The sequence below is a fragment of the Bacillus cereus group sp. BceL291 genome (assembly GCF_051776705.1).
GTDB classification, from domain to species: Bacteria; Bacillota; Bacilli; order Bacillales; family Bacillaceae_G; genus Bacillus_A; species Bacillus_A cereus.
The window spans coordinates 1-20,344 of record NZ_JBPWAP010000018.1 but is presented as its reverse complement, the minus strand read 5'-3'; the positions used below and the strand labels follow the sequence as shown (position 1 = coordinate 20,344).

Below are 20,344 nucleotides of genomic sequence, written 5' to 3'. Positions count from 1 at the left end.
ACTCCTCTCCATACTAAATTGCTTTTCCACTAACTAATTCTTCACGATTATATAAAACCATACGTGGATATGGAATTTCAATTCCATGTAAATCAAGACGATTTTTAATCTCTTTACGAAGTGCCCTTGCAATAACTGCATGTTGCATCGGTTCTACTTCAGCAATAACACGTAATATAACTTCTGATGCAGCTAATGTTTGCACACCTAATAATTGAGGTGTTGTTACCATTTTTTCGTACTTTGAAGGTAATTCTACTAATAAATCTTCAATAACTTGCTCTGCTTTCGCAATATCAGCCTCATATGAAATAGATACATCAACAAACGCTACACTATTACTAACTGAGTAGTTAGTAACTTGAACAATACTTCCATTTGGTAAAGTATGAATTTCACCTGTCCAACTCTTTACTTTCGTTGTACGAAGTCCAATTTCTAAAACGACTCCTTCAAATTGACCGATTTTAACATAATCGCCAACCGAAAACTGATCTTCTAACAAAATAAATAAACCTGTAATAACATCTTTCACTAAACTTTGAGCACCAAATCCGACTGCTAAACCAATTACCCCAGCACCCGCTAATAAACCTGATGCATTAATATCAAACACACCTAAAATCGCAATTAGCATAATGAACATAACAACGTACGCTACAATATTTTCAAGTAATTTCGCTACTGTAACTGTACGACGTTCTGAAATTTGAATTGGAGAACGACTTCCCATGCGAAACGCATTTCGTACAACCGCTCTTGCAATTCGCACAACAACCGCACCAATTATTAAAATAATGCATATTTTTAATGTCGCAACTCCAATATGAGCCCAACGATCAGCATCTAATAAATACTGTTTCATAGAATTAAACCACTTCGTTAATAAATCCATGTACCTCTACCTCTCTAGCTAAAATTTCTTTTTAGTTACCCTTATTATTGTATCAGAAGTCCCCTAATTGCTGAAAAAATTTTATGATTTTAATCCTATTTTATCCCCGATATCCAGGTATAAAATGGAACGAATATATATATACTAGTACTATTATTTCCGTTTTCATTCACATTTTGCAAAAATTACGCACTTATAACTTTCCATTTTCCTCACCATATAACATATATTGAAAATTTATTAAAAGGATGGGTGCTTCATGAATATTGGAAGTTTTCGCTTACCATTTTTTGAGAAAGAAACTCAAAACGTTATGCACCAAGATCTAGAAGCCTCTGAGATAATAAGTAATTTCTTACTTACCCATATTCCTATTAAAACTAATATACCAATCATTCTCGTTTGTATCGGAACAGATCGCTCTACTGGTGATGCACTCGGCCCGTTAGTTGGTACAAAACTTGAACAAATAGACATCCAAAACCTCCAAGTATTCGGTACACTAGATGAGCCAGTACATGCGCTAAATTTAGAAGAGAAAATTCAGAATATACAGAAAGAAAATCCTACTGCATTTATAATTGCTGTTGATGCATGTTTAGGAAAGTCCCAAAATATCGGATCAATCACTACTGGAAAGGGGCCTAGTAAACCTGGAGCTGCTATGAATAAGAAATTACCTGCAGTTGGTGATTTGCACATACACGGTATCGTCAATCTAAATGGGTTTATGGAGTTTTTCGTTCTTCAAAATACAAGATTAAGTTTAGTCATGAAAATGGCTGATGTAATCGCACAAAGTATAAAAGAGACGGATCAAAAATTATCCGCATTAAAAAAAGCAAACCATCTATAAATAATAAGATGGTTTGCTTTTTAATTTTTCTGTGCTAATAGTTCTAAAATACGATTTAAATCTTCTTTATTAAAAAATTCAATTTCGATTTTACCTTTTTCTTTTTTCGTCTCTTTAATTTTTACATCTGTGCCAAACTTTTCTCTTAAGAACGTTTCACGTTCTACGAAAAATATATTTCGCTCTTTTTTCACTTTTTTTGTTTCACGTGAAACGTGTTGATTAATCTCTTGGACGATTTTCTCTAATTGACGAACATTTAATCCTTCTTTTTCAATGCGTTTCAATAAGGACTCCAATTGTTCTTCATCTTTTATCGTAAGTAAAGTTCTCCCATGCGCCATTGAAAGTTGACCATTTGCAATCATATCTTGTACGAAAGAAGGTAGGCTTAATAACCTAGTATAATTTGCAATGTAAGGTCTGCTTTTACCAAGACGTTTCGCTAATTGTTCTTGCGTTACATTTAGCTCATTCATTAACATCTGGTATGCCATTGCCTCTTCCATAGGATTTAAATCTTCTCGTTGTAAGTTTTCTAACAAAGCAAATTCCATCATTTGCTGTTCAGTTAATTGTCTTACAACCGCAGGTACTTTTTCTAAACCAGCCTCTTTCGCAGCACGAAATCGTCTTTCACCTGCAACAATTTCATATCCTTTAATACTCTTCCTAGCAATTAATGGTTGTAGAATACCGTGTTCCTTAATCGAAATTGCTAATTCCTGAATCGCCTCTTTGTTAAAGTGTTTACGCGGTTGATATGGATTCGGCCTTAATTCAGTTACAAGAATCTCCTGAATTGTTTCCTCTTCTTTCACATCTAAATCAGGAAAAAACACATTAATTCCTCTTCCTAATCCTTTAGCCACCTGCAATCACTTCCTCTGCTAAATCTATATATACTTCTGCTCCTCTTGATTTAGCGTCATACTGCATAATAGGTTTCCCATGACTTGGAGCCTCGCTCAAGCGTACATTACGCGGAATAATCGAGCGATATACTTTATCCCTAAAATACTTTTTCACTTCATCTATAACTTGGATTCCTAAATTTGTACGGGCATCCAACATTGTTAACAATACACCTTGAATTGCTAAATTTTTATTTAAATGTTTTTGTACAAGTCGAACTGTATTTAATAGCTGACTTAACCCTTCTAGTGCGTAATATTCACACTGTACAGGAATAATAACAGAATCTGCTGCTGTTAATGCATTAATCGTTAATAACCCTAAAGATGGGGGACAGTCGATAATAATATAGTCATATTCATCACGAACTGGCTGTAATGCTCTTTGCAAACGTACTTCCCGGGAAATAGTCGGTACCAATTCAATTTCAGCACCAGCTAATTGAATTGTAGCGGGTAGAACATCTAAGTTTTCAGTTGCGGTTTTCTGTATAACCCCTTGAACATCTGCATCTTCCACAAGAACGTTGTAAATACATTGATCTAATTCAGATTTTTCAATTCCCACACCAGTCGTTGCATTTCCTTGAGCATCAATATCTACAAGAAGGACTTTTTTACCTACTTGCGCCAATCCAGCCCCTAAATTAACAGATGTTGTTGTTTTTCCAACACCGCCTTTTTGATTAGCAATAGCAATGATTTTTCCCATGATGTCACCTACTTTCAACCTTTCTATCTTATTCTAGTAACAATTACGTTTATTGTAACATGAAATAAAACTTTTTCTTTTACGTCCTTTATTAAACTTCAAAATTTATTTCTAAACTCCTTCTTCATTTAACAAGAAAATATAGTAAAAGAGACCTCTCCAATAGGATAAGGTCTCTAGCACGTCATTATTATTTTTTCTTTGGAATTTTAATTGTAATTTGATAGTACTCATCAAATTCTTCTTCCTCAGAATTAACATTCAAACCACTTTCAGTAACCATTTGTAAAGATTGTCTAATTGTATTCATAGCAATCCTCGTATCTCGACTTACTGCTTTTTGCTTTGCCTTACGCTTCGGTTTCGCTTCCTCTAGTAACTTCGCAATTCGTTCTTCTGTTTGCTTTACATTTAGTTGTTTCTCCACAATTTCCTGTAAAACTTTCAGTTGTAATTCCTCATTTTTTAAAGGAATGAGAGCGCGGGCATGACGTTCTGTAATGCTTTTTTCTAATAATGCACTTTTTATTTCTTCAGGCAACTTTAACAATCGCAACTTATTTGCGATTGTAGATTGTCCTTTTCCAAGTCGTTGTGCCAATGCTTCTTGTGTTAAATTATGTAACTCAATCAGCTTTTGATATGCCACAGCTTCCTCGATTGCCGTTAGTTCCTCACGTTGCAAGTTTTCAATTAAAGCTACAGAAGCTGTCTCTGTATCATTTAAGTTCTTTATAATTGCAGGAACCTTTTCCCAACCTAACTTTGTTGCCGCGCGAAAACGTCTTTCTCCAGCAATAATCTCGTACTTATCATCCTCATATTGCCTTACAACAATCGGCTGAATAAGTCCATGTGTACGAATTGTTAATGCTAGCTCATCAATACGCGCATCATCAAAAACTGTTCTTGGTTGATAACGGTTAGGGGTAATATTTACTATCGGAATTTCTTGTATTTCTTCATATACCTTTTTATCTATCTCTTCATGGCTTTCGTCTTGTAATTCGAATTCGCTCTCTTTATCTCCAAAGCCAAATAAACGAGAAAACGTATTTTTCATACATATTCCACCACCTTTTAGGCCTATTGACTATTCTCCATAAAATGTTTCCTATGAAACATTTACGTTTTCATTTATATAATTTAATCTTACGTCTAATAAGATTTATTTTTCAATAGGTAATTTATTGGGTGTTCCCGGTTTGCGTGGATATTTCTTTGGTGTCTTGCGCTTTTTCTCGATTAATAAAATATTACGTTCACTCTCTTCAAACGGTAATTGGAACGTAGACATCTCTTTTAACTCTCCGCCTAGCACCTCTAAAGCATACTTACCATTTTCAATTTCTTCGTTTGCTGCTGCACCTTTCATTGCAATGAATGTTCCTCCAACTTTTACAAGCGGTAAACATAGCTCACTTAATACAGAAAGACGCGCAACTGCACGTGCCATTACAATATCGTATGATTCACGTACACCTTCTTTTTTCCCAAATGTTTCAGCACGATCATGACAAAATGCAACATCACTTAATTCTAACTTTTGTGCTAAGTGATTTAAGAAATTAATACGTTTTTGCAACGAATCTACAATTGTTATTTTTAAATGCGGGAAACAAATTTTTAAAGGAATACTTGGGAATCCAGCACCTGCACCAACATCGCAAATTGAGAATGGTTTTGAAAAATCATAATAAAAAGCAGCTGTAATGGAATCAAAAAAGTGTTTTAAATATACTTCTTCTTTTTCTGTAATAGCCGTTAAGTTCATTTTTTCATTCCACTCTACTAATGTTTCAAAGTAGATTTTGAACTGCTCTAACTGTCTAGAAGAGAGGGTGATTCCCTTCTCTTCTAGCATAGATTGAAATTGTTCTATGTTCATCTAGCAATATCTCCTTACTATTTATTGGTTCGATACGCGTGCAATTTTTCCTTGTTCTATATACACAAGTAAAATGGAAATATCCGCTGGATTTACGCCAGAAATACGTGAAGCCTGCCCCATTGAAAGTGGACGAACATCTTTCAATTTCTGTCTAGCTTCTGAAGCAATGCTAGAAATCGCATCATAATCAATATCTACAGGGATTTTTTTATTCTCCATTTTCTTCATACGCTCTACTTGCTGTAAAGATTTTTCAATATATCCTTCATACTTAATCTGAATTTCAACTTGTTCTTTAACTTCATCACTTAATTCTACTTCACTTGGTACTAAAAGATGAATATGCTCATATGTCATCTCTGGACGACGTAATAAGTCACTTGCACGTATTCCATCTTTCAATTCACTTCCGCCAATATTGCGAATTAATTCTTGAACTTCAGGACGTGGTTTAATAATAATGCTGCTTAAACGTTCCTTTTCCTGTTCAATTTGTAATTTTTTATTTGTAAATCGCTCATAGCGCTCTTCTTTAATTAATCCAATTTTACGACCAACTTCAGTTAAACGAAGATCAGCATTATCGTGGCGTAATAATAGACGGTATTCTGCACGAGACGTTAATAAACGATATGGTTCATTTGTACCTTTCGTTACAAGATCATCAATTAAGACGCCAATATAAGCATCCTCGCGACCTAAAACAACTTCTTCTTTACCTAAAGAACGGCATGCTGCATTAATTCCAGCCATAAGCCCTTGTCCGGCCGCCTCTTCGTAACCAGAAGTTCCATTAATTTGTCCTGCTGTATATAAATTTTTAATCTTTTTCGTTTCAAGTGTTGGCCATAGTTGTGTTGGCACAATTGCATCATATTCAATTGCATAACCTGTACGCATCATTTCAACATTTTCTAGGCCTGGAATTGTTCTAAGCATGTCACGTTGTACATCTTCTGGTAAGCTTGTGGATAAACCTTGTACATATACTTCTTGTGTATTACGCCCTTCTGGCTCTAAGAAAATTTGATGACGTGGTTTATCATTAAATCTTACTACTTTGTCTTCAATAGAAGGACAGTATCTAGGACCTGTTCCTTTAATCATACCAGAATACATAGCTGAACGATGTAAATTTTCATCTATTAAACGGTGTGTTTCTGTACTTGTATATGTCAACCAACATGGAATTTGATCCATAATAAATTTCGTTGTTTCAAAAGAGAATGCACGTGGCTTATCATCACCTGGTTGAATTTCTGTTTTACTGTAGTCAATTGTATTACTGTTTACACGAGGAGGTGTCCCTGTTTTAAATCTCACAAGATCAAATCCAAGCTCCTCTAAATGCTCAGATAATGTAATAGACGGTTGCTGGTTATTTGGACCACTTGAATATTTTAAGTCGCCCATGATAATCTCGCCGCGTAAAAATGTTCCAGTTGTAATTACAACTGTTTTTGCTGTATATTCTGCACCAGCTTGTGTAACTACCCCTTTACATACACCTTCTTCAACGATTAAACGCTCTACCATTCCTTGGAACAACGTTAAGTTTGGTGTTTCTTCAATTGTTTTCTTTAATTCATGTTGGTAAGAGAATTTATCAGCTTGCGCTCGAAGTGCACGTACGGCTGGTCCCTTACCTGTATTTAGCATACGCATTTGAATATGAGTTTTATCAATATTACGTCCCATTTCTCCGCCTAATGCATCAATTTCACGAACAACAATCCCTTTTGCTGGTCCACCAACAGAAGGGTTACATGGCATGAATGCTACCATATCCAAGTTAATTGTTAACATTAATGTTTTTGAGCCCATTCGTGCTGCCGCAAGACCAGCTTCACATCCTGCATGACCTGCACCGATTACTATGACATCGTATGAACCGGCATTGTATCCCATTGTTTATTCCTCCTAATAATCTCTATCTTTCTACAACTTCACTATATTATTTTCCTAAACAAAATTGAGAGAACAACTGGTCAATTAAGCTTTCATGCACTGTGTCCCCAGTAATTTCACCAAGTATTTCCCACGTTCTTGTTAAATCAATTTGTACCATATCAATTGGTACACCATTTTCAATCGCCTCAACTGCATCACCGATTGTTTTTCCTGCTTGTGTTAATAATCCAATATGTCTCGCATTAGAAACATATGTCATATCTGCAGAATCGATTGTTCCTTCAAAGAATAAATCAGCTATTGCCTTTTCGAGTTCATCTATTCCTTGTTCCTCAATTAAGGATGTTGTAATAACACGATTTCCCGCGGCTAACTCTGTAACACGTTCCATATCAATCGCTTGCGGTAAATCAGTCTTATTCACAATAACAATAAAGTCTTTTCCTTGTACCGCACGGAATAGATCTTCATCCTCATTTGTTAAAGCCTCGCTATAGTTGACAACAACTAATACTAAATCCGCTTGGCTCATCATTTCTTTTGAACGTTCCACACCAATTCGTTCAACAACATCTTCTGTCTCCCGAATACCGGCTGTATCTATAAGTTTAAGAGGTACACCACGCACGTTAACGTACTCTTCAATAACATCACGAGTTGTTCCTGCAATATCAGTTACAATTGCCTTTTTCTCCTGAACAAGACTATTTAATAACGATGATTTCCCAACGTTGGGTCTACCGATAATTGCTGTAGCAATACCCTCACGTAAAATTTTCCCTTGTTTTGATGTTTCTAATATTTTTTCGATTTCCGAACGAACATGCGTCGCTTTCTCAATTAAAATATTATGTGTCATCTCTTCTACATCATCGTATTCTGGATAATCTATATTTACCTCAACATGAGCTAATGTTTCTAATATTTCTTGACGCAAAAGACCAATTAATTTAGATAATCGCCCTTCCATTTGATTAATTGCTACATTCATCGCACGATCTGTTTTTGCTCGAATCAAATCCATAACAGCTTCTGCTTGTGATAAATCGATACGTCCATTTAAAAAAGCACGTTTTGTAAATTCGCCCGGTTCTGCCAATCGTACTCCTTGTGCTAGAATAAGTTGCAATACTTTATTTACTGAAACAAGTCCACCGTGACAGTTAATTTCCACTATATTTTCACGTGTAAAAGTCCTTGGTGCGCGCATAATAGACACCATAACTTCTTCAATAACTTGATTTGTATCTAAATCAACAATATGACCATAATGAATAGTGTGAGAAGGAACCTCTGTTAAATCCTTCCCCTTAAAAATACGATTAACTTTCTCAACCGCATCATCCCCACTTACTCGAACAATGGCAATTGCACCCTCTCCAAGCGCTGTGGAAATCGCAGCAATTGTATCAAATTCCATGTCCTTTCACCTCACTTGCTTATTTATCTCTATTTCAACATGATTATTTCTTTCACTAAATTATTAGGATACCATAACGAACCTATCTACAAAAGAAGAATAACTCATTTTATTATATCCCCATGTAAAAAACACTAAACTTATTCACAGTGGATAAGTTTAGTGTTTTTTAGTTATCCACATCTATTTTCCGCTCAAAAAAACCGGCACTCATTTGAGCAACCGGTCATTTAGGAGATATTACAACATGCCGATGTGGTTCATTTCCTTCAGAAGTTGTATTGATACCTTGATGATTTGATAATGCCTGATGAATAATTTTTCGTTCAAAAGATGGCATCGGTTCTAAAATAACTCTTTTTTTCGTATTAAATACTTGTTTCGCTAATCGATAAGAAAGTGATTCTAACGTACTTTTTCTTTTACTACGATAATTTTCAGCATCTAGTGTAATACCGATATACTGCTTCGTGTTACGATTCGCGACAAGTTTTGTTAAATACTGTAAAGAGTTCAATGTATTACCTCTTTTCCCAATTAAAACACCTACATTATCACCAGAAATTGTAAATTCAATTTCGCGTCCTTTTACAATTTTACTAATCTCAACTTCCACACCCATATCGTGAATAACATTTCTTAAATATTCTTCACATTCTTGAATTGGATCTTTCTTCAATACAACTTCTACTACTGCAGGACGATTCCCAAATAAACCTAAGAATCCTCTTTTACCCTCATCGACAATATTTATATCTACTCGATCTTTTGATGTATTTAATTGCCTTAAAGCATCCTCTACTGCCAGCTCGACTGTTTGTCCTTTAGCAGTAATTACACTCACTTGCTTGAGCCTCCAGCTTTGCTAGCCTTAATTTCTGGCCCTTTGATAAAGTACATTTGAGCAATACCAAAGATATTACCAACAACCCAGTAAAGTGATAATGCGGCTGGGAAGTTAATTGCAAAGATTAAAATCATAATCGGCATAAGCCAAAGCATCATTGCCATTTGCGGATTTTGACCAGCTGTTCCTGCCATTGCAAGCTTTTGCTGAATAAATGTCGTAATTGCTGCAACGACCGGTAAGATATAGAACGGGTCTGCATGTCCTAAATCGAACCATAAGAAACTATGTTGTTTAATTTCAGCTGTTCTCATAATTGCATGATAAAAAGCGAACAGAATTGGCATTTGAATAAAGATTGGTAAACAACCAGCTAATGGATTTACACCATTTTTTTGATATAACTGCATCATTTCTTGCTGCAGTTTTTGCTGTGTTGCTTGATCTTTAGAGCTATATTTCTCTTTTAACTTCACCATTTCCGGTTGTAACGCTTGCATCGCTTTCGTACTCTTCGTTTGTTTAATCATTAGTGGTAATAATGCAAAACGAATGATAAGAGTTGTAATAACAATTGCTAAACCGTAATTACTGTTAAATAAGTCGGCAAAATACGTGATTAACTGAGAAAGCGGATATACGAAATATTCATTCCAAATCCCAGTACTTTTCGATGTAATCGGCTGACCCGTTTCACTACAACCGGTGGCAATCGCCATTAATGCAACGACCATGGCTAGTAAACCTAATTTCTTTTTCAAAGCCTACTCCTCCTTGTATCGGTATGTATATAGTGTAATTCATTTCCTTACGCTACTTTTTTATTCTTTTCATACCAGAGCGTTTAAAGACATGAATTAAGCTTTTCTTTACTTCTTCATATGTCATCTCTGCACAAGGCTTCCTTGCTATTATAACAAAATCTTTCCCAGAATCTATCTCATCTTTTAACTCTGTAATAGCCTGACGGACCATGCGCTTAATTCGATTACGAACTACTGCATTTCCAATTTTCTTGCTAACAGAAAGGCCGATGCGAAAGTTTGGCTGTTCTTCTTTATCTAATTGGTATACAACAAACTGACGATTCGCATTTGATTTTCCTTTTTGAAAAACCGCCTGGAATTCATCATTCTTCTTTATACGATGTTTTTTCTTCATATCAATTGACACTCCTGTATTTCATCAGCGGAAATTCACTATTATTAGAAAAAAAGACCACTGAACGATCAGTGGTCTACGCAGATAATACTTTTCTTCCTTTACGACGACGAGCTGCTAGCACTTTACGTCCGTTCGCTGTGCTCATACGGCTGCGGAAACCATGTACTTTGCTGCGCTTACGTTTATTTGGTTGGTAAGTTCTTTTCATTATATGACACCTCCCTGAGGAATATCTGTTAAAGACAGTCCTATAAATTATAGTTAATCAACTAGGAAAATGTCAATGGTTCTAGAAATTTTCATCAAATATTCATTTTGAACCTATTCACATACTTTTACACAGCACCTATATTTCCTTGTGGATAAATGTTTTTTCACGTTTTTTATATCCACAAACTTTTTTCGCACTTTTACACAGTATATCGTGTTGTGGACAAGTTTATTCCACAAGGTATTGATTTTGTGGATAACTTTCTTAAATTCATTGCTATAGCCACTTTTTTTTGATATTATAGTTGTGTTTTCACTTTGAATAAGTTTTCCACACCTTTATTTTATCCACAGTTTGTGTATAACATGTGGACAGTTTTAATCACATGTGGGTAAATAGTTGTCCACATGTGATTTTTTTGTCGAAAACCCTATCTCATATACAAACGACGTTTTTAGGTTTTAAAATACGTTTCGTATAAATATACATTTTATATTTATTGGGTTGTACATTTGTTGCGCAACCTTATTCTTTTACCATCTTAGTAAAGGAGGGACACCTTTGGAAAATATCTCTGATTTATGGAATAGTGCCTTAAAAGAATTAGAAAAAAAGGTAAGCAAGCCTAGTTATGAGACATGGTTAAAATCAACAACGGCTCATAACTTGAAGAAAGACGTATTAACGATTACAGCTCCAAATGAATTTGCTCGTGACTGGCTAGAATCTCATTACTCCGAACTAATTTCAGAAACACTATACGATTTAACAGGGGCAAAATTAGCAATTCGCTTTATTATTCCTCAAAGTCAAGCTGAAGAGGATATTGATCTGCCTCCAGTTAAGCCGAATCCAGCACAAGATGATTCAGCTCATTTACCACAGAGCATGTTAAATCCAAAATATACATTTGATACATTTGTTATCGGCTCTGGTAACCGTTTTGCCCATGCAGCTTCATTAGCTGTAGCCGAGGCGCCAGCTAAAGCGTATAACCCACTCTTTATTTACGGGGGAGTTGGGCTTGGAAAGACGCATTTAATGCACGCAATTGGTCATTATGTAATTGAACATAATCCAAATGCAAAAGTTGTATATTTATCATCAGAAAAATTTACAAATGAATTTATTAACTCTATTCGTGATAATAAGGCTGTTGATTTTCGTAATAAATATCGCAACGTAGATGTTTTATTGATAGATGATATTCAATTTCTTGCTGGAAAAGAACAAACTCAAGAAGAGTTTTTCCATACATTTAATGCATTACACGAAGAAAGTAAACAAATTGTAATTTCTAGTGATCGACCACCAAAAGAAATTCCGACTTTAGAAGATCGTCTTCGTTCCCGCTTTGAATGGGGGCTTATTACAGATATTACGCCGCCAGATTTAGAGACACGAATTGCGATTTTGCGCAAAAAAGCAAAAGCTGAAGGGCTTGATATACCAAATGAAGTTATGCTTTATATCGCAAATCAAATTGATTCAAATATTCGTGAATTAGAAGGTGCACTTATCCGAGTTGTAGCTTATTCATCTTTAATTAATAAAGATATTAATGCTGATTTAGCAGCTGAAGCACTTAAAGATATTATTCCAAATTCTAAGCCAAAAATTATCTCTATTTATGATATTCAAAAAGCTGTTGGGGATGTTTATCAAGTGAAATTAGAAGATTTTAAAGCGAAAAAACGTACCAAATCAGTTGCGTTTCCTCGCCAAATTGCAATGTATTTATCGCGCGAGCTTACAGATTCCTCTTTACCAAAAATAGGTGAAGAATTTGGTGGACGTGATCATACAACAGTTATCCATGCCCATGAAAAAATCTCTAAACTACTAAAAACCGATACGCAATTACAAAAGCAAGTTGAAGAAATTAATGGTATTTTAAAGTAGTAGCTGAATAGTGTGAATAACTTACCTTGTTTTACGCACAGTCTATCCACATGTAGATAGACTGTTTTTACATCCTTTATAGGGGTTATCCACATATCCACAAGCCCTATTACTATTACTACTATTTTTTTATCTTTATTAATTAAATAAAATCTTATACTTACCGGAGGTTTTTCTTTATGCGTTTTACAATACAAAAAGACTATCTTGTAAGAGGTGTACAAGATGTAATGAAGGCAGTTTCTTCTCGTACAACAATCCCCATCCTTACGGGAATTAAAGTTGTAGCTACTGAAGAAGGGGTTACATTAACAGGAAGCGATGCTGATATTTCTATTGAATCGTTTATTCCAGTCGAAGAAGATGGAAAAGAAATCGTAGAAATTGCTCAATCAGGAAGCATTGTTTTACAGGCAAAATATTTTAGTGAGATTGTAAAAAAACTACCTAAAGACACTGTCGAAATTTCTGTAGAAAATCATTTTATGACAAAAATAAAATCTGGAAAATCAGAGTTTAACTTAAATGGTTTAGATTCTGCAGAATATCCGTTATTGCCACAGATTGAAGAACATCATGTATTTAAGATACCAACAGATTTACTTAAGCATATGATCAGACAAACTGTATTTGCAGTTTCTACTTCTGAAACAAGACCGATCTTGACAGGTGTAAACTGGAAGGTATATAATAGCGAGTTAACTTGTATTGCAACAGATAGTCATAGACTGGCACTTCGAAAAGCAAAAATTGAAGGACATAACATTGCAGATGAATTCCAAGCTAATGTTGTTATTCCAGGTAAGAGCTTAAATGAATTAAGTAAAATTTTAGATGAGTCTGAAGAAATGGTAGATATCGTTATTACGGAGTATCAAGTATTATTCCGTACAAAACATTTATTATTCTTCTCAAGATTGTTAGAAGGAAATTATCCTGATACGACACGTTTAATTCCAGCAGAGAGTAAAACGGATATTTTTGTAAATACAAAAGAATTCCTACAAGCAATTGATCGTGCTTCACTATTAGCAAGAGATGGCCGCAATAACGTTGTTAAATTATCAACTTTAGAGCAAGAAATGCTAGAGATTTCTTCGAATTCACCAGAAATCGGAAAAGTTGTCGAAGAAGTACAATGCGAAAAAGTAGATGGAGAAGAGTTAAAAATATCTTTTAGTGCAAAATATATGATGGATGCATTAAAAGCTTTGGATAGTACAGAGATTAAAGTTAGCTTTACTGGGGCAATGAGACCGTTCTTAATTCGTACAGTAAATGATGATTCAATTATTCAATTAATTTTACCGGTTCGTACTTACTAGGTAAGGAATAAGGGTTGCTAGTTTAAAGATGCTAGTGGCCCTTATTTGATTTTTGGGTATTACTTTCCTAATGCTAGTTTATTTAGTACAATGAAAGAATGAACACTTTCAGAAAGTGAGCGATTTTATGAAACGTATTAAAATTTCAACAGAGTATATTACACTAGGACAATTTTTAAAGTTAGCTGATGTAATTGATACAGGTGGCGCTGTAAAATGGTTTTTACAAGAATATGAAGTGTACGTGAACAACGAACTTGAAAATAGAAGAGGTCGCAAACTATATGCGAATGATGTTATTGAAATTCCAGGAAGCGGAACTTTCCAAGTTCAGGCATAAAGGGGGAGCCCTTTGTTTATTTCAGAAATACAATTAAAAAACTATCGCAATTATGAAAAATTAGAGCTTTCCTTTGAAGATAAGGTAAATGTAATTATCGGCGAAAATGCACAAGGGAAAACAAATTTGATGGAAGCTATTTATGTTTTAGCGATGGCGAAATCTCATAGAACCTCTAATGATCGCGAACTTATCCGCTGGGATGAAGATTTTGGTCAAATAAAGGGGAAATTACAAAAAAGAAACAGTTCTTTGTCTTTGGAATTAAATATTTCGAAAAAAGGTAAAAAGGCAAAATTAAATCAACTTGAACAACAAAAGTTAAGTCAATATATTGGCGTGATGAACGTTGTCATGTTTGCCCCAGAAGATTTAAATCTTGTAAAAGGAAGCCCTCAAGTAAGAAGACGCTTTTTAGATATGGAATTAGGACAAATAGCTCCTGTATATTTGTATGAATTAAGTCAATATCAAAAGGTGCTCACGCAACGAAATCACTTGTTGAAAAAAATGCAAGGGAATAGTAAGAATGAGGAAACGATGTTGGATGTATTTACACTTCAACTAATTGAGCATGGTGCGAAAATACTGCAAAAACGTTTTGAATTTTTGCATTTGCTACAGGAATGGGCAGCTCCAATTCATCAAGGTATAAGCCGTGGATTAGAAGAGTTAGAAATTGTCTATAAACCAAGTGTAGATGTATCAGAATCAATGGATTTGTCGAAAATAAAAGAAGTATACTATGAAAGTTTTCAATCTGTGAAACAACGTGAAATTTTCCGTGGTACGACTTTAATTGGTCCTCATCGTGACGATTTACAATTCTTCGTTAATAGTAAAAATGTTCAAGTCTTTGGTTCGCAAGGACAACAACGAACGACCGCACTATCCCTAAAATTAGCTGAAATTGAATTGATTTATTCAGAGGTTAAAGAATATCCAATCCTTTTGTTGGATGATGTTTTATCAGAATTAGATGATTATCGTCAATCACATCTTTTAAATACAATTCAAGGAAAAGTGCAAACATTTGTTACAACGACGAGTGTCGACGGAATTGAACACGAAACATTAAAAGAAGCGAAAACAATTCATGTAACGAACGGCACTGTAGATTGTGAAATAGATAGGGAATAACCCCTGTTTAAATGGAAAAGTAGGTGATCTTTGTGTCAATGGAACAAAAGCAAATGCAAGAAAATGCATATGATGAAAGTCAGATACAGGTGCTTGAAGGACTAGAGGCAGTTCGGAAACGCCCTGGTATGTATATTGGATCTACAAGTGGAAAAGGGCTTCACCATCTTGTGTGGGAAATCGTAGATAATAGTATTGATGAAGCACTTGCAGGTTATTGTGATGAAATTAATGTTAGTATCGAAGAAGATAATAGTATTCGTGTAACGGATAATGGGCGTGGTATTCCGGTTGGTATACAAGAAAAAATGGGACGTCCAGCTGTAGAAGTTATTATGACTGTTCTCCACGCCGGTGGTAAATTTGGCGGTGGCGGTTATAAAGTTTCTGGTGGTTTACATGGTGTTGGGGCATCGGTTGTAAATGCTCTATCAACAGAATTAGAAGTATTTGTACATCGTGAAGGTAAAATCCATTACCAAAAATACGAAAGAGGTATTCCGGTTGCGGATTTAAAAGTCATTGGTGACACAGATCAAACAGGAACAATAACTCGATTTAAACCAGATCCGGAAATTTTCCAAGAAACAACAGTATACGATTTTGATACGCTAGCAACTCGTATGCGTGAATTAGCGTTTTTAAATCGTAATATTAAATTAACAATTGAAGATAAACGTGAACATAAGCAAAAGAAAGAATTCCATTACGAAGGTGGAATTAAATCATACGTTGAGCATTTAAATCGCTCAAAACAACCAATTCATGAAGAGCCTGTGTACGTAGAAGGTTCAAAAGATGGTATTCAGGTTGAGGTTTCTCTTCAATATAACGAGGGATACACAAATAATATTTACTCATTTACGAATAACATCCATACGTATGAAGGTGGTACACATGAGGTAGGTTTTAAAACAGCTTTAACTCGTGTAATCAACGACTATGGTCGTAAAAATAGCATTTTAAAAGATGCGGACAGTAATTTAACTGGTGAGGATGTTCGTGAAGGTTTAACAGCAATTGTATCAATCAAGCATCCAAATCCACAATTTGAAGGACAAACGAAGACAAAACTTGGGAATAGTGAAGCGAGAACAATTACAGAGTCTGTATTCTCAGAGGCGTTTGAAAAGTTCTTACTAGAAAATCCTAATGTAGCGCGAAAAATTGTAGAAAAAGGTACGATGGCTGCACGTGCACGTGTAGCTGCGAAAAAAGCGCGTGAATTGACACGTCGAAAGAGTGCGTTAGAAGTTTCAAGTTTACCTGGTAAATTAGCTGATTGCTCTTCGAAAGATCCAGCAATTAGTGAAATTTACATCGTAGAGGGTGACTCTGCGGGTGGATCTGCAAAACAAGGACGCGATCGTCATTTCCAAGCAATTTTACCGCTGAAGGGTAAAATTATTAATGTGGAAAAGGCACGCTTAGATAAGATTTTATCAAATGATGAAGTTCGTACAATTATTACGGCGATTGGTACAAATATTGGTGGAGACTTCGATATTGAAAAAGCACGCTATCATAAGGTTATTATTATGACCGATGCCGATGTTGATGGTGCACATATTCGTACCCTATTATTAACGTTCTTCTATCGTTATATGCGTCAAATAATTGAGTGTGGTTATATCTATATTGCACAGCCGCCGTTGTTTAAAATACAACAAGGTAAAAAAATTCAATATGCTTACAACGATAAGGAACTTGAAAAAATCTTAGCAGAATTACCGGCCCAACCTAAGCCAGGGATTCAGCGTTATAAAGGTCTAGGGGAAATGAATCCAACTCAGCTATGGGAGACGACAATGGATCCAGAAGTACGTTCATTACTTCAAGTTTCCCTTCAAGATGCAATTGAAGCAGACGAAACATTTGAAATTTTAATGGGAGATAAAGTAGAGCCACGTCGTAACTTTATCCAAGAGAATGCAAAATACGTGAAGAACCTTGATATTTAAATGAGTAATGACAGGAATCTAAGTATTCCTGTCTTCTACATATAAATCAATGTATGTGTAACGGAAATGTAAGAGGAGGTGCTCGTTGATGTCAGACAATCAACAACAAGCACGAATTCGAGAAATTAATATTAGTCATGAAATGCGTACCTCATTTTTAGATTACGCAATGAGTGTTATCGTATCTCGTGCATTACCAGATGTTCGTGATGGATTAAAACCTGTACATCGTAGGGTTTTATATGCGATGAATGATTTAGGAATTACAGCTGATAAAGCGTATAAGAAATCAGCACGTATTGTCGGTGAAGTAATCGGTAAGTATCACCCTCATGGTGATTCAGCCGTTTATGAAACAATGGTACGTATGGCGCAAGATTTTAGTCAACGTTATATGCTTGTAGATGGGCATGGTAACTTCGGTTCTGTAGATGGAGATTCAGCAGCTGCAATGCGTTATACAGAGGCAAGAATGTCTAAGATTTCTATGGAATTAATACGTGATATTTCAAAAAATACAATTGATTATCAAGATAACTATGATGGTTCCGAAAGAGAACCGATAGTACTACCAGCGCGTTTCCCTAATTTATTAGTAAACGGTACAACAGGTATTGCTGTTGGTATGGCAACAAATATACCGCCGCATCAGCTTGGCGAAGTAATTGATGGTGTGCTGGCATTAAGTCATAATCCTGATATTACTATCGCGGAATTAATGGAATACATTCCCGGTCCAGACTTTCCGACGGCAGGTTTAATTTTAGGAAGAAGTGGAATTCGAAGAGCTTATGAAACAGGTCGCGGTTCCATTATGCTTCGTGCTAAGGTTGAAATTGAAGAGAAGTCAAACGGTAAACAATCTATTATCGTAACTGAACTACCTTATCAAGTTAATAAGGCACGATTAATTGAAAAAATCGCAGAATTAGTTCGCGATAAGAAAATTGAAGGTATTACAGATTTACGTGATGAATCAGATCGTAATGGTATGCGTATTGTCATGGAAGTACGTCGTGATGCTAATGCAAACGTACTATTAAACAATCTATATAAACATACAGCGCTTCAAACAAGTTTCGGTATTAATATGTTGTCTCTTGTAAATGGGGAGCCACAAGTACTAAATTTAAAACAAAATCTATATCATTATTTAGAGCATCAGAAGGTAGTAATTCGTAGACGTACTGCTTATGAATTAGAAAAAGCAGAAGCACGTGCTCATATTTTAGAAGGATTACGAATTGCTTTAGATCATCTTGATGAAGTTATTACGTTAATTCGTAGTTCAAAAACGGCAGATATTGCCAAGCAAGGCTTAATGGAACGTTTTGGTTTAAGTGAGAAACAAGCGCAAGCGATTTTAGATATGCGTCTGCAACGCTTAACTGGATTAGAACGTGAAAAAATTGAGCAAGAATATCAAGACTTAATGAAGTTAATTGCTGAATTAAAAGCGATTTTAGCAGATGAAGAAAAAGTTCTTGAGATTATTCGTGAAGAATTAACAGAAGTAAAAGAGCGTTTCAATGATAAGAGACGAACAGAAATTACAATTGGCGGTATGGAATTTATTGAAGATGAAGATTTAATTCCTGAACAAAACATTGCGATTACGTTAACTCATAACGGTTATATTAAGAGGTTACCAGCTTCTACGTACAAAACACAGAACCGTGGGGGACGTGGTGTGCAAGGAATGGGTACGAATGATGATGACTTTGTTGAACATTTATTAACAACGTCTACTCATGATCATATTTTATTCTTTACAAACAAGGGTAAAGTATACCGTACGAAAGGATATGAAATTCCAGAGTATAGTCGTACTGCAAAAGGACTACCAATTATTAACCTATTAGGGGTAGATAAGGGTGAGTGGATTAACGCTATTATTCCGATTCGTGAATTTGGTGACGATCAGTTCTTATTCTTTACGACAAAACAAGGGGTTTCTAAGAGAACGCCACTTTCATCATTTGCAAATATACGTACAAATGGTTTAATTGCAATTTCTCTTCGTGAAGAGGATGAGGTAATATCTGTACGTTTAACATCGGGTGATAAGGATATTATTGTCGGGACAAGTAACGGTATGCTAATTCGTTTCAATGAACAAGATGTTCGTTCTATGGGACGTAATGCTGCAGGTGTTAAAGCTATTACGTTGGGCGATGAAGACCAAGTTGTAGGTATGGAAATTGTCGAAGAGGATGTAAATGTTCTAATTGTAACGAAAAATGGTTACGGAAAGCGTACACCGATTGATGAATACCGTCTGCAAAGCCGCGGTGGTAAAGGTCTGAAAACTTGTAACATTACAGATAAGAACGGTAAATTAGTAGCTGTTAAATCTGTTACAGGTGAAGAAGATATTATGTTAATTACAGCGGCAGGCGTTATTATTCGTATGCCAGTTGATCAAATCTCTCAAATGGGACGTAATACACAAGGTGTTCGTCTAATTCGATTAGAGGAAGACCAAGAGGTAGCGACGGTAGCAAAAGCACAAAAAGATGAAGAAGAAGAAACGAGTGAAGAGGTTTCTTCAGAAGAATAAGAGAGGGGATTTTCCCTCTCTTTATTTTTTTATAATAATACTTGCATAGGGAAGAGAAAGCCTATATAATAGGCAGAGTCAGCAAATGAGAGATACAACTTATCGAAAAAACTTGTTGACGAAAATAATATACTATGATATATTATAAAAGTCGCTGAAACGCGATATTGAACTTTGAAAACTAAACGAAACAAACAACGTGAAACGTCAATTTTTATTTTAGATGCTAGACAAACTAACTTTATTGGAGAGTTTGATCCTGGCTCAGGATGAACGCTGGCGGCGTGCCTAATAC

The 20,344-nt window shown here is 35.3% G+C and carries 18 protein-coding genes; 7 read left to right on the top strand and 11 right to left on the bottom strand.

Annotated elements, in window-relative coordinates; all coding sequences use genetic code 11:
* Positions 1-13 precede the first annotated feature (13 nt).
* Positions 14-895 carry a mechanosensitive ion channel family protein gene (locus ACS2CR_RS13890; protein WP_053513690.1) on the bottom strand — a complete coding sequence of 294 codons (882 nt, stop codon included), beginning with the start codon at positions 893-895 and terminating at the stop codon, positions 14-16.
* Positions 896-1,154: 259 nt separating this feature from the next.
* On the opposite strand from ACS2CR_RS13890, the gene yyaC reads away from it, so the two are divergent.
* On the top strand, positions 1,155-1,751 hold the full coding sequence (yyaC, locus tag ACS2CR_RS13885; protein ID WP_053513691.1) for a spore protease YyaC: 597 nt from the start codon (positions 1,155-1,157) through the stop codon (positions 1,749-1,751).
* Positions 1,752-1,771: 20 nt separating this feature from the next.
* Here the strand turns inward: yyaC and spo0J are convergent, their stop codons facing one another.
* The 10 genes from spo0J to rpmH form a co-directional block, all read right to left on the bottom strand.
* On the bottom strand, positions 1,772-2,623 hold the full coding sequence (gene spo0J / locus ACS2CR_RS13880) for a stage 0 sporulation protein Spo0J (RefSeq protein WP_309567682.1): 852 nt from the start codon (positions 2,621-2,623) through the stop codon (positions 1,772-1,774).
* Positions 2,616-3,377: a sporulation initiation inhibitor protein Soj gene (gene soj / locus ACS2CR_RS13875; protein ID WP_000516114.1), complete on the bottom strand. Its 762-nt coding sequence runs from the start codon at positions 3,375-3,377 to the stop codon at positions 2,616-2,618. The genes spo0J and soj overlap by 8 nt, the downstream gene beginning before the upstream one ends.
* A gap of 190 nt (positions 3,378-3,567) precedes the next feature.
* Positions 3,568-4,440 carry a nucleoid occlusion protein gene (noc, locus tag ACS2CR_RS13870; protein ID WP_000799016.1) on the bottom strand — a complete coding sequence of 291 codons (873 nt, stop codon included), beginning with the start codon at positions 4,438-4,440 and terminating at the stop codon, positions 3,568-3,570.
* A gap of 105 nt (positions 4,441-4,545) precedes the next feature.
* The gene (gene rsmG / locus ACS2CR_RS13865) at positions 4,546-5,265 is read right to left on the bottom strand and encodes a 16S rRNA (guanine(527)-N(7))-methyltransferase RsmG (RefSeq protein WP_001019625.1); all 720 of its coding nucleotides are present in this window, start codon (positions 5,263-5,265) and stop codon (positions 4,546-4,548) included.
* 21 nt (positions 5,266-5,286) lie between these two features.
* Entirely contained in the window at positions 5,287-7,176 is a 1,890-nt protein-coding gene (gene mnmG / locus ACS2CR_RS13860; protein WP_000541055.1) for a tRNA uridine-5-carboxymethylaminomethyl(34) synthesis enzyme MnmG, read from the bottom strand.
* A 46-nt stretch (positions 7,177-7,222) separates the two neighbouring features.
* On the bottom strand, positions 7,223-8,599 hold the full coding sequence (mnmE, locus tag ACS2CR_RS13855) for a tRNA uridine-5-carboxymethylaminomethyl(34) synthesis GTPase MnmE (RefSeq protein ID WP_000393769.1): 1,377 nt from the start codon (positions 8,597-8,599) through the stop codon (positions 7,223-7,225).
* 226 nt (positions 8,600-8,825) lie between these two features.
* Positions 8,826-9,443 (bottom strand): RNA-binding cell elongation regulator Jag/EloR, encoded by a 618-nt coding sequence (gene jag / locus ACS2CR_RS13850; protein ID WP_000111516.1) that lies wholly within the window; start codon positions 9,441-9,443, stop codon positions 8,826-8,828.
* The gene (gene spoIIIJ, locus ACS2CR_RS13845) at positions 9,440-10,207 is read right to left on the bottom strand and encodes a YidC family membrane integrase SpoIIIJ (RefSeq protein WP_000727737.1); all 768 of its coding nucleotides are present in this window, start codon (positions 10,205-10,207) and stop codon (positions 9,440-9,442) included. Before spoIIIJ ends, jag begins: the two co-directional genes overlap by 4 nt.
* A gap of 52 nt (positions 10,208-10,259) precedes the next feature.
* Positions 10,260-10,607 (bottom strand): ribonuclease P protein component, encoded by a 348-nt coding sequence (gene rnpA / locus ACS2CR_RS13840; protein WP_000726621.1) that lies wholly within the window; start codon positions 10,605-10,607, stop codon positions 10,260-10,262.
* Positions 10,608-10,683: 76 nt separating this feature from the next.
* The gene (rpmH, locus tag ACS2CR_RS13835) at positions 10,684-10,818 is read right to left on the bottom strand and encodes a 50S ribosomal protein L34 (protein ID WP_000831901.1); all 135 of its coding nucleotides are present in this window, start codon (positions 10,816-10,818) and stop codon (positions 10,684-10,686) included.
* Between the two features lie 564 nt (positions 10,819-11,382).
* Here rpmH and dnaA point away from each other — a divergent pair.
* From dnaA to gyrA, 6 genes are all read left to right on the top strand, one after another.
* The gene (gene dnaA, locus ACS2CR_RS13830; protein ID WP_000428017.1) at positions 11,383-12,723 is read left to right on the top strand and encodes a chromosomal replication initiator protein DnaA; all 1,341 of its coding nucleotides are present in this window, start codon (positions 11,383-11,385) and stop codon (positions 12,721-12,723) included.
* Positions 12,724-12,902: 179 nt separating this feature from the next.
* On the top strand, positions 12,903-14,048 hold the full coding sequence (gene dnaN / locus ACS2CR_RS13825) for a DNA polymerase III subunit beta (RefSeq protein ID WP_001212884.1): 1,146 nt from the start codon (positions 12,903-12,905) through the stop codon (positions 14,046-14,048).
* A 127-nt stretch (positions 14,049-14,175) separates the two neighbouring features.
* Positions 14,176-14,388, top strand: a complete 213-nt coding sequence (gene yaaA, locus ACS2CR_RS13820; RefSeq protein ID WP_000821364.1) for a S4 domain-containing protein YaaA — start codon at positions 14,176-14,178, stop codon at positions 14,386-14,388.
* 12 nt (positions 14,389-14,400) lie between these two features.
* Positions 14,401-15,528, top strand: coding sequence for a DNA replication/repair protein RecF (recF, locus tag ACS2CR_RS13815; RefSeq protein ID WP_053513698.1), 1,128 nt, complete (start codon positions 14,401-14,403; stop codon positions 15,526-15,528).
* 38 nt (positions 15,529-15,566) lie between these two features.
* Entirely contained in the window at positions 15,567-17,489 is a 1,923-nt protein-coding gene (gene gyrB, locus ACS2CR_RS13810; RefSeq protein WP_000435982.1) for a DNA topoisomerase (ATP-hydrolyzing) subunit B, read from the top strand.
* Between the two features lie 88 nt (positions 17,490-17,577).
* Positions 17,578-20,049, top strand: coding sequence for a DNA gyrase subunit A (gene gyrA, locus ACS2CR_RS13805; RefSeq protein WP_001282864.1), 2,472 nt, complete (start codon positions 17,578-17,580; stop codon positions 20,047-20,049).
* Positions 20,050-20,344: the final 295 nt, after the last annotated feature.

Bases quoted from the DNA above. Each gene is read 5' to 3' on its own strand.
- soj (WP_000516114.1), bottom strand. From the start codon at position 3,377: ATGGGAAAAATCATTGCTATTGCTAATCAAAAAGGCGGTGTTGGAAAA.
- dnaN (WP_001212884.1), top strand. From the start codon at position 12,903: ATGCGTTTTACAATACAAAAAGACTATCTTGTAAGAGGTGTACAAGAT.
- rpmH (WP_000831901.1), bottom strand. From the start codon at position 10,818: ATGAAAAGAACTTACCAACCAAATAAACGTAAGCGCAGCAAAGTACAT.
- gyrB (WP_000435982.1), top strand. From the start codon at position 15,567: ATGGAACAAAAGCAAATGCAAGAAAATGCATATGATGAAAGTCAGATA.
- ACS2CR_RS13890 (WP_053513690.1), bottom strand. From the start codon at position 895: ATGGATTTATTAACGAAGTGGTTTAATTCTATGAAACAGTATTTATTA.
- rnpA (WP_000726621.1), bottom strand. From the start codon at position 10,607: ATGAAGAAAAAACATCGTATAAAGAAGAATGATGAATTCCAGGCGGTT.
- rsmG (WP_001019625.1), bottom strand. From the start codon at position 5,265: ATGAACATAGAACAATTTCAATCTATGCTAGAAGAGAAGGGAATCACC.
- yyaC (WP_053513691.1), top strand. From the start codon at position 1,155: ATGAATATTGGAAGTTTTCGCTTACCATTTTTTGAGAAAGAAACTCAA.
- noc (WP_000799016.1), bottom strand. From the start codon at position 4,440: ATGAAAAATACGTTTTCTCGTTTATTTGGCTTTGGAGATAAAGAGAGC.
- gyrA (WP_001282864.1), top strand. From the start codon at position 17,578: ATGTCAGACAATCAACAACAAGCACGAATTCGAGAAATTAATATTAGT.
- mnmG (WP_000541055.1), bottom strand. From the start codon at position 7,176: ATGGGATACAATGCCGGTTCATACGATGTCATAGTAATCGGTGCAGGT.
- yaaA (WP_000821364.1), top strand. From the start codon at position 14,176: ATGAAACGTATTAAAATTTCAACAGAGTATATTACACTAGGACAATTT.
- mnmE (WP_000393769.1), bottom strand. From the start codon at position 8,599: ATGGAATTTGATACAATTGCTGCGATTTCCACAGCGCTTGGAGAGGGT.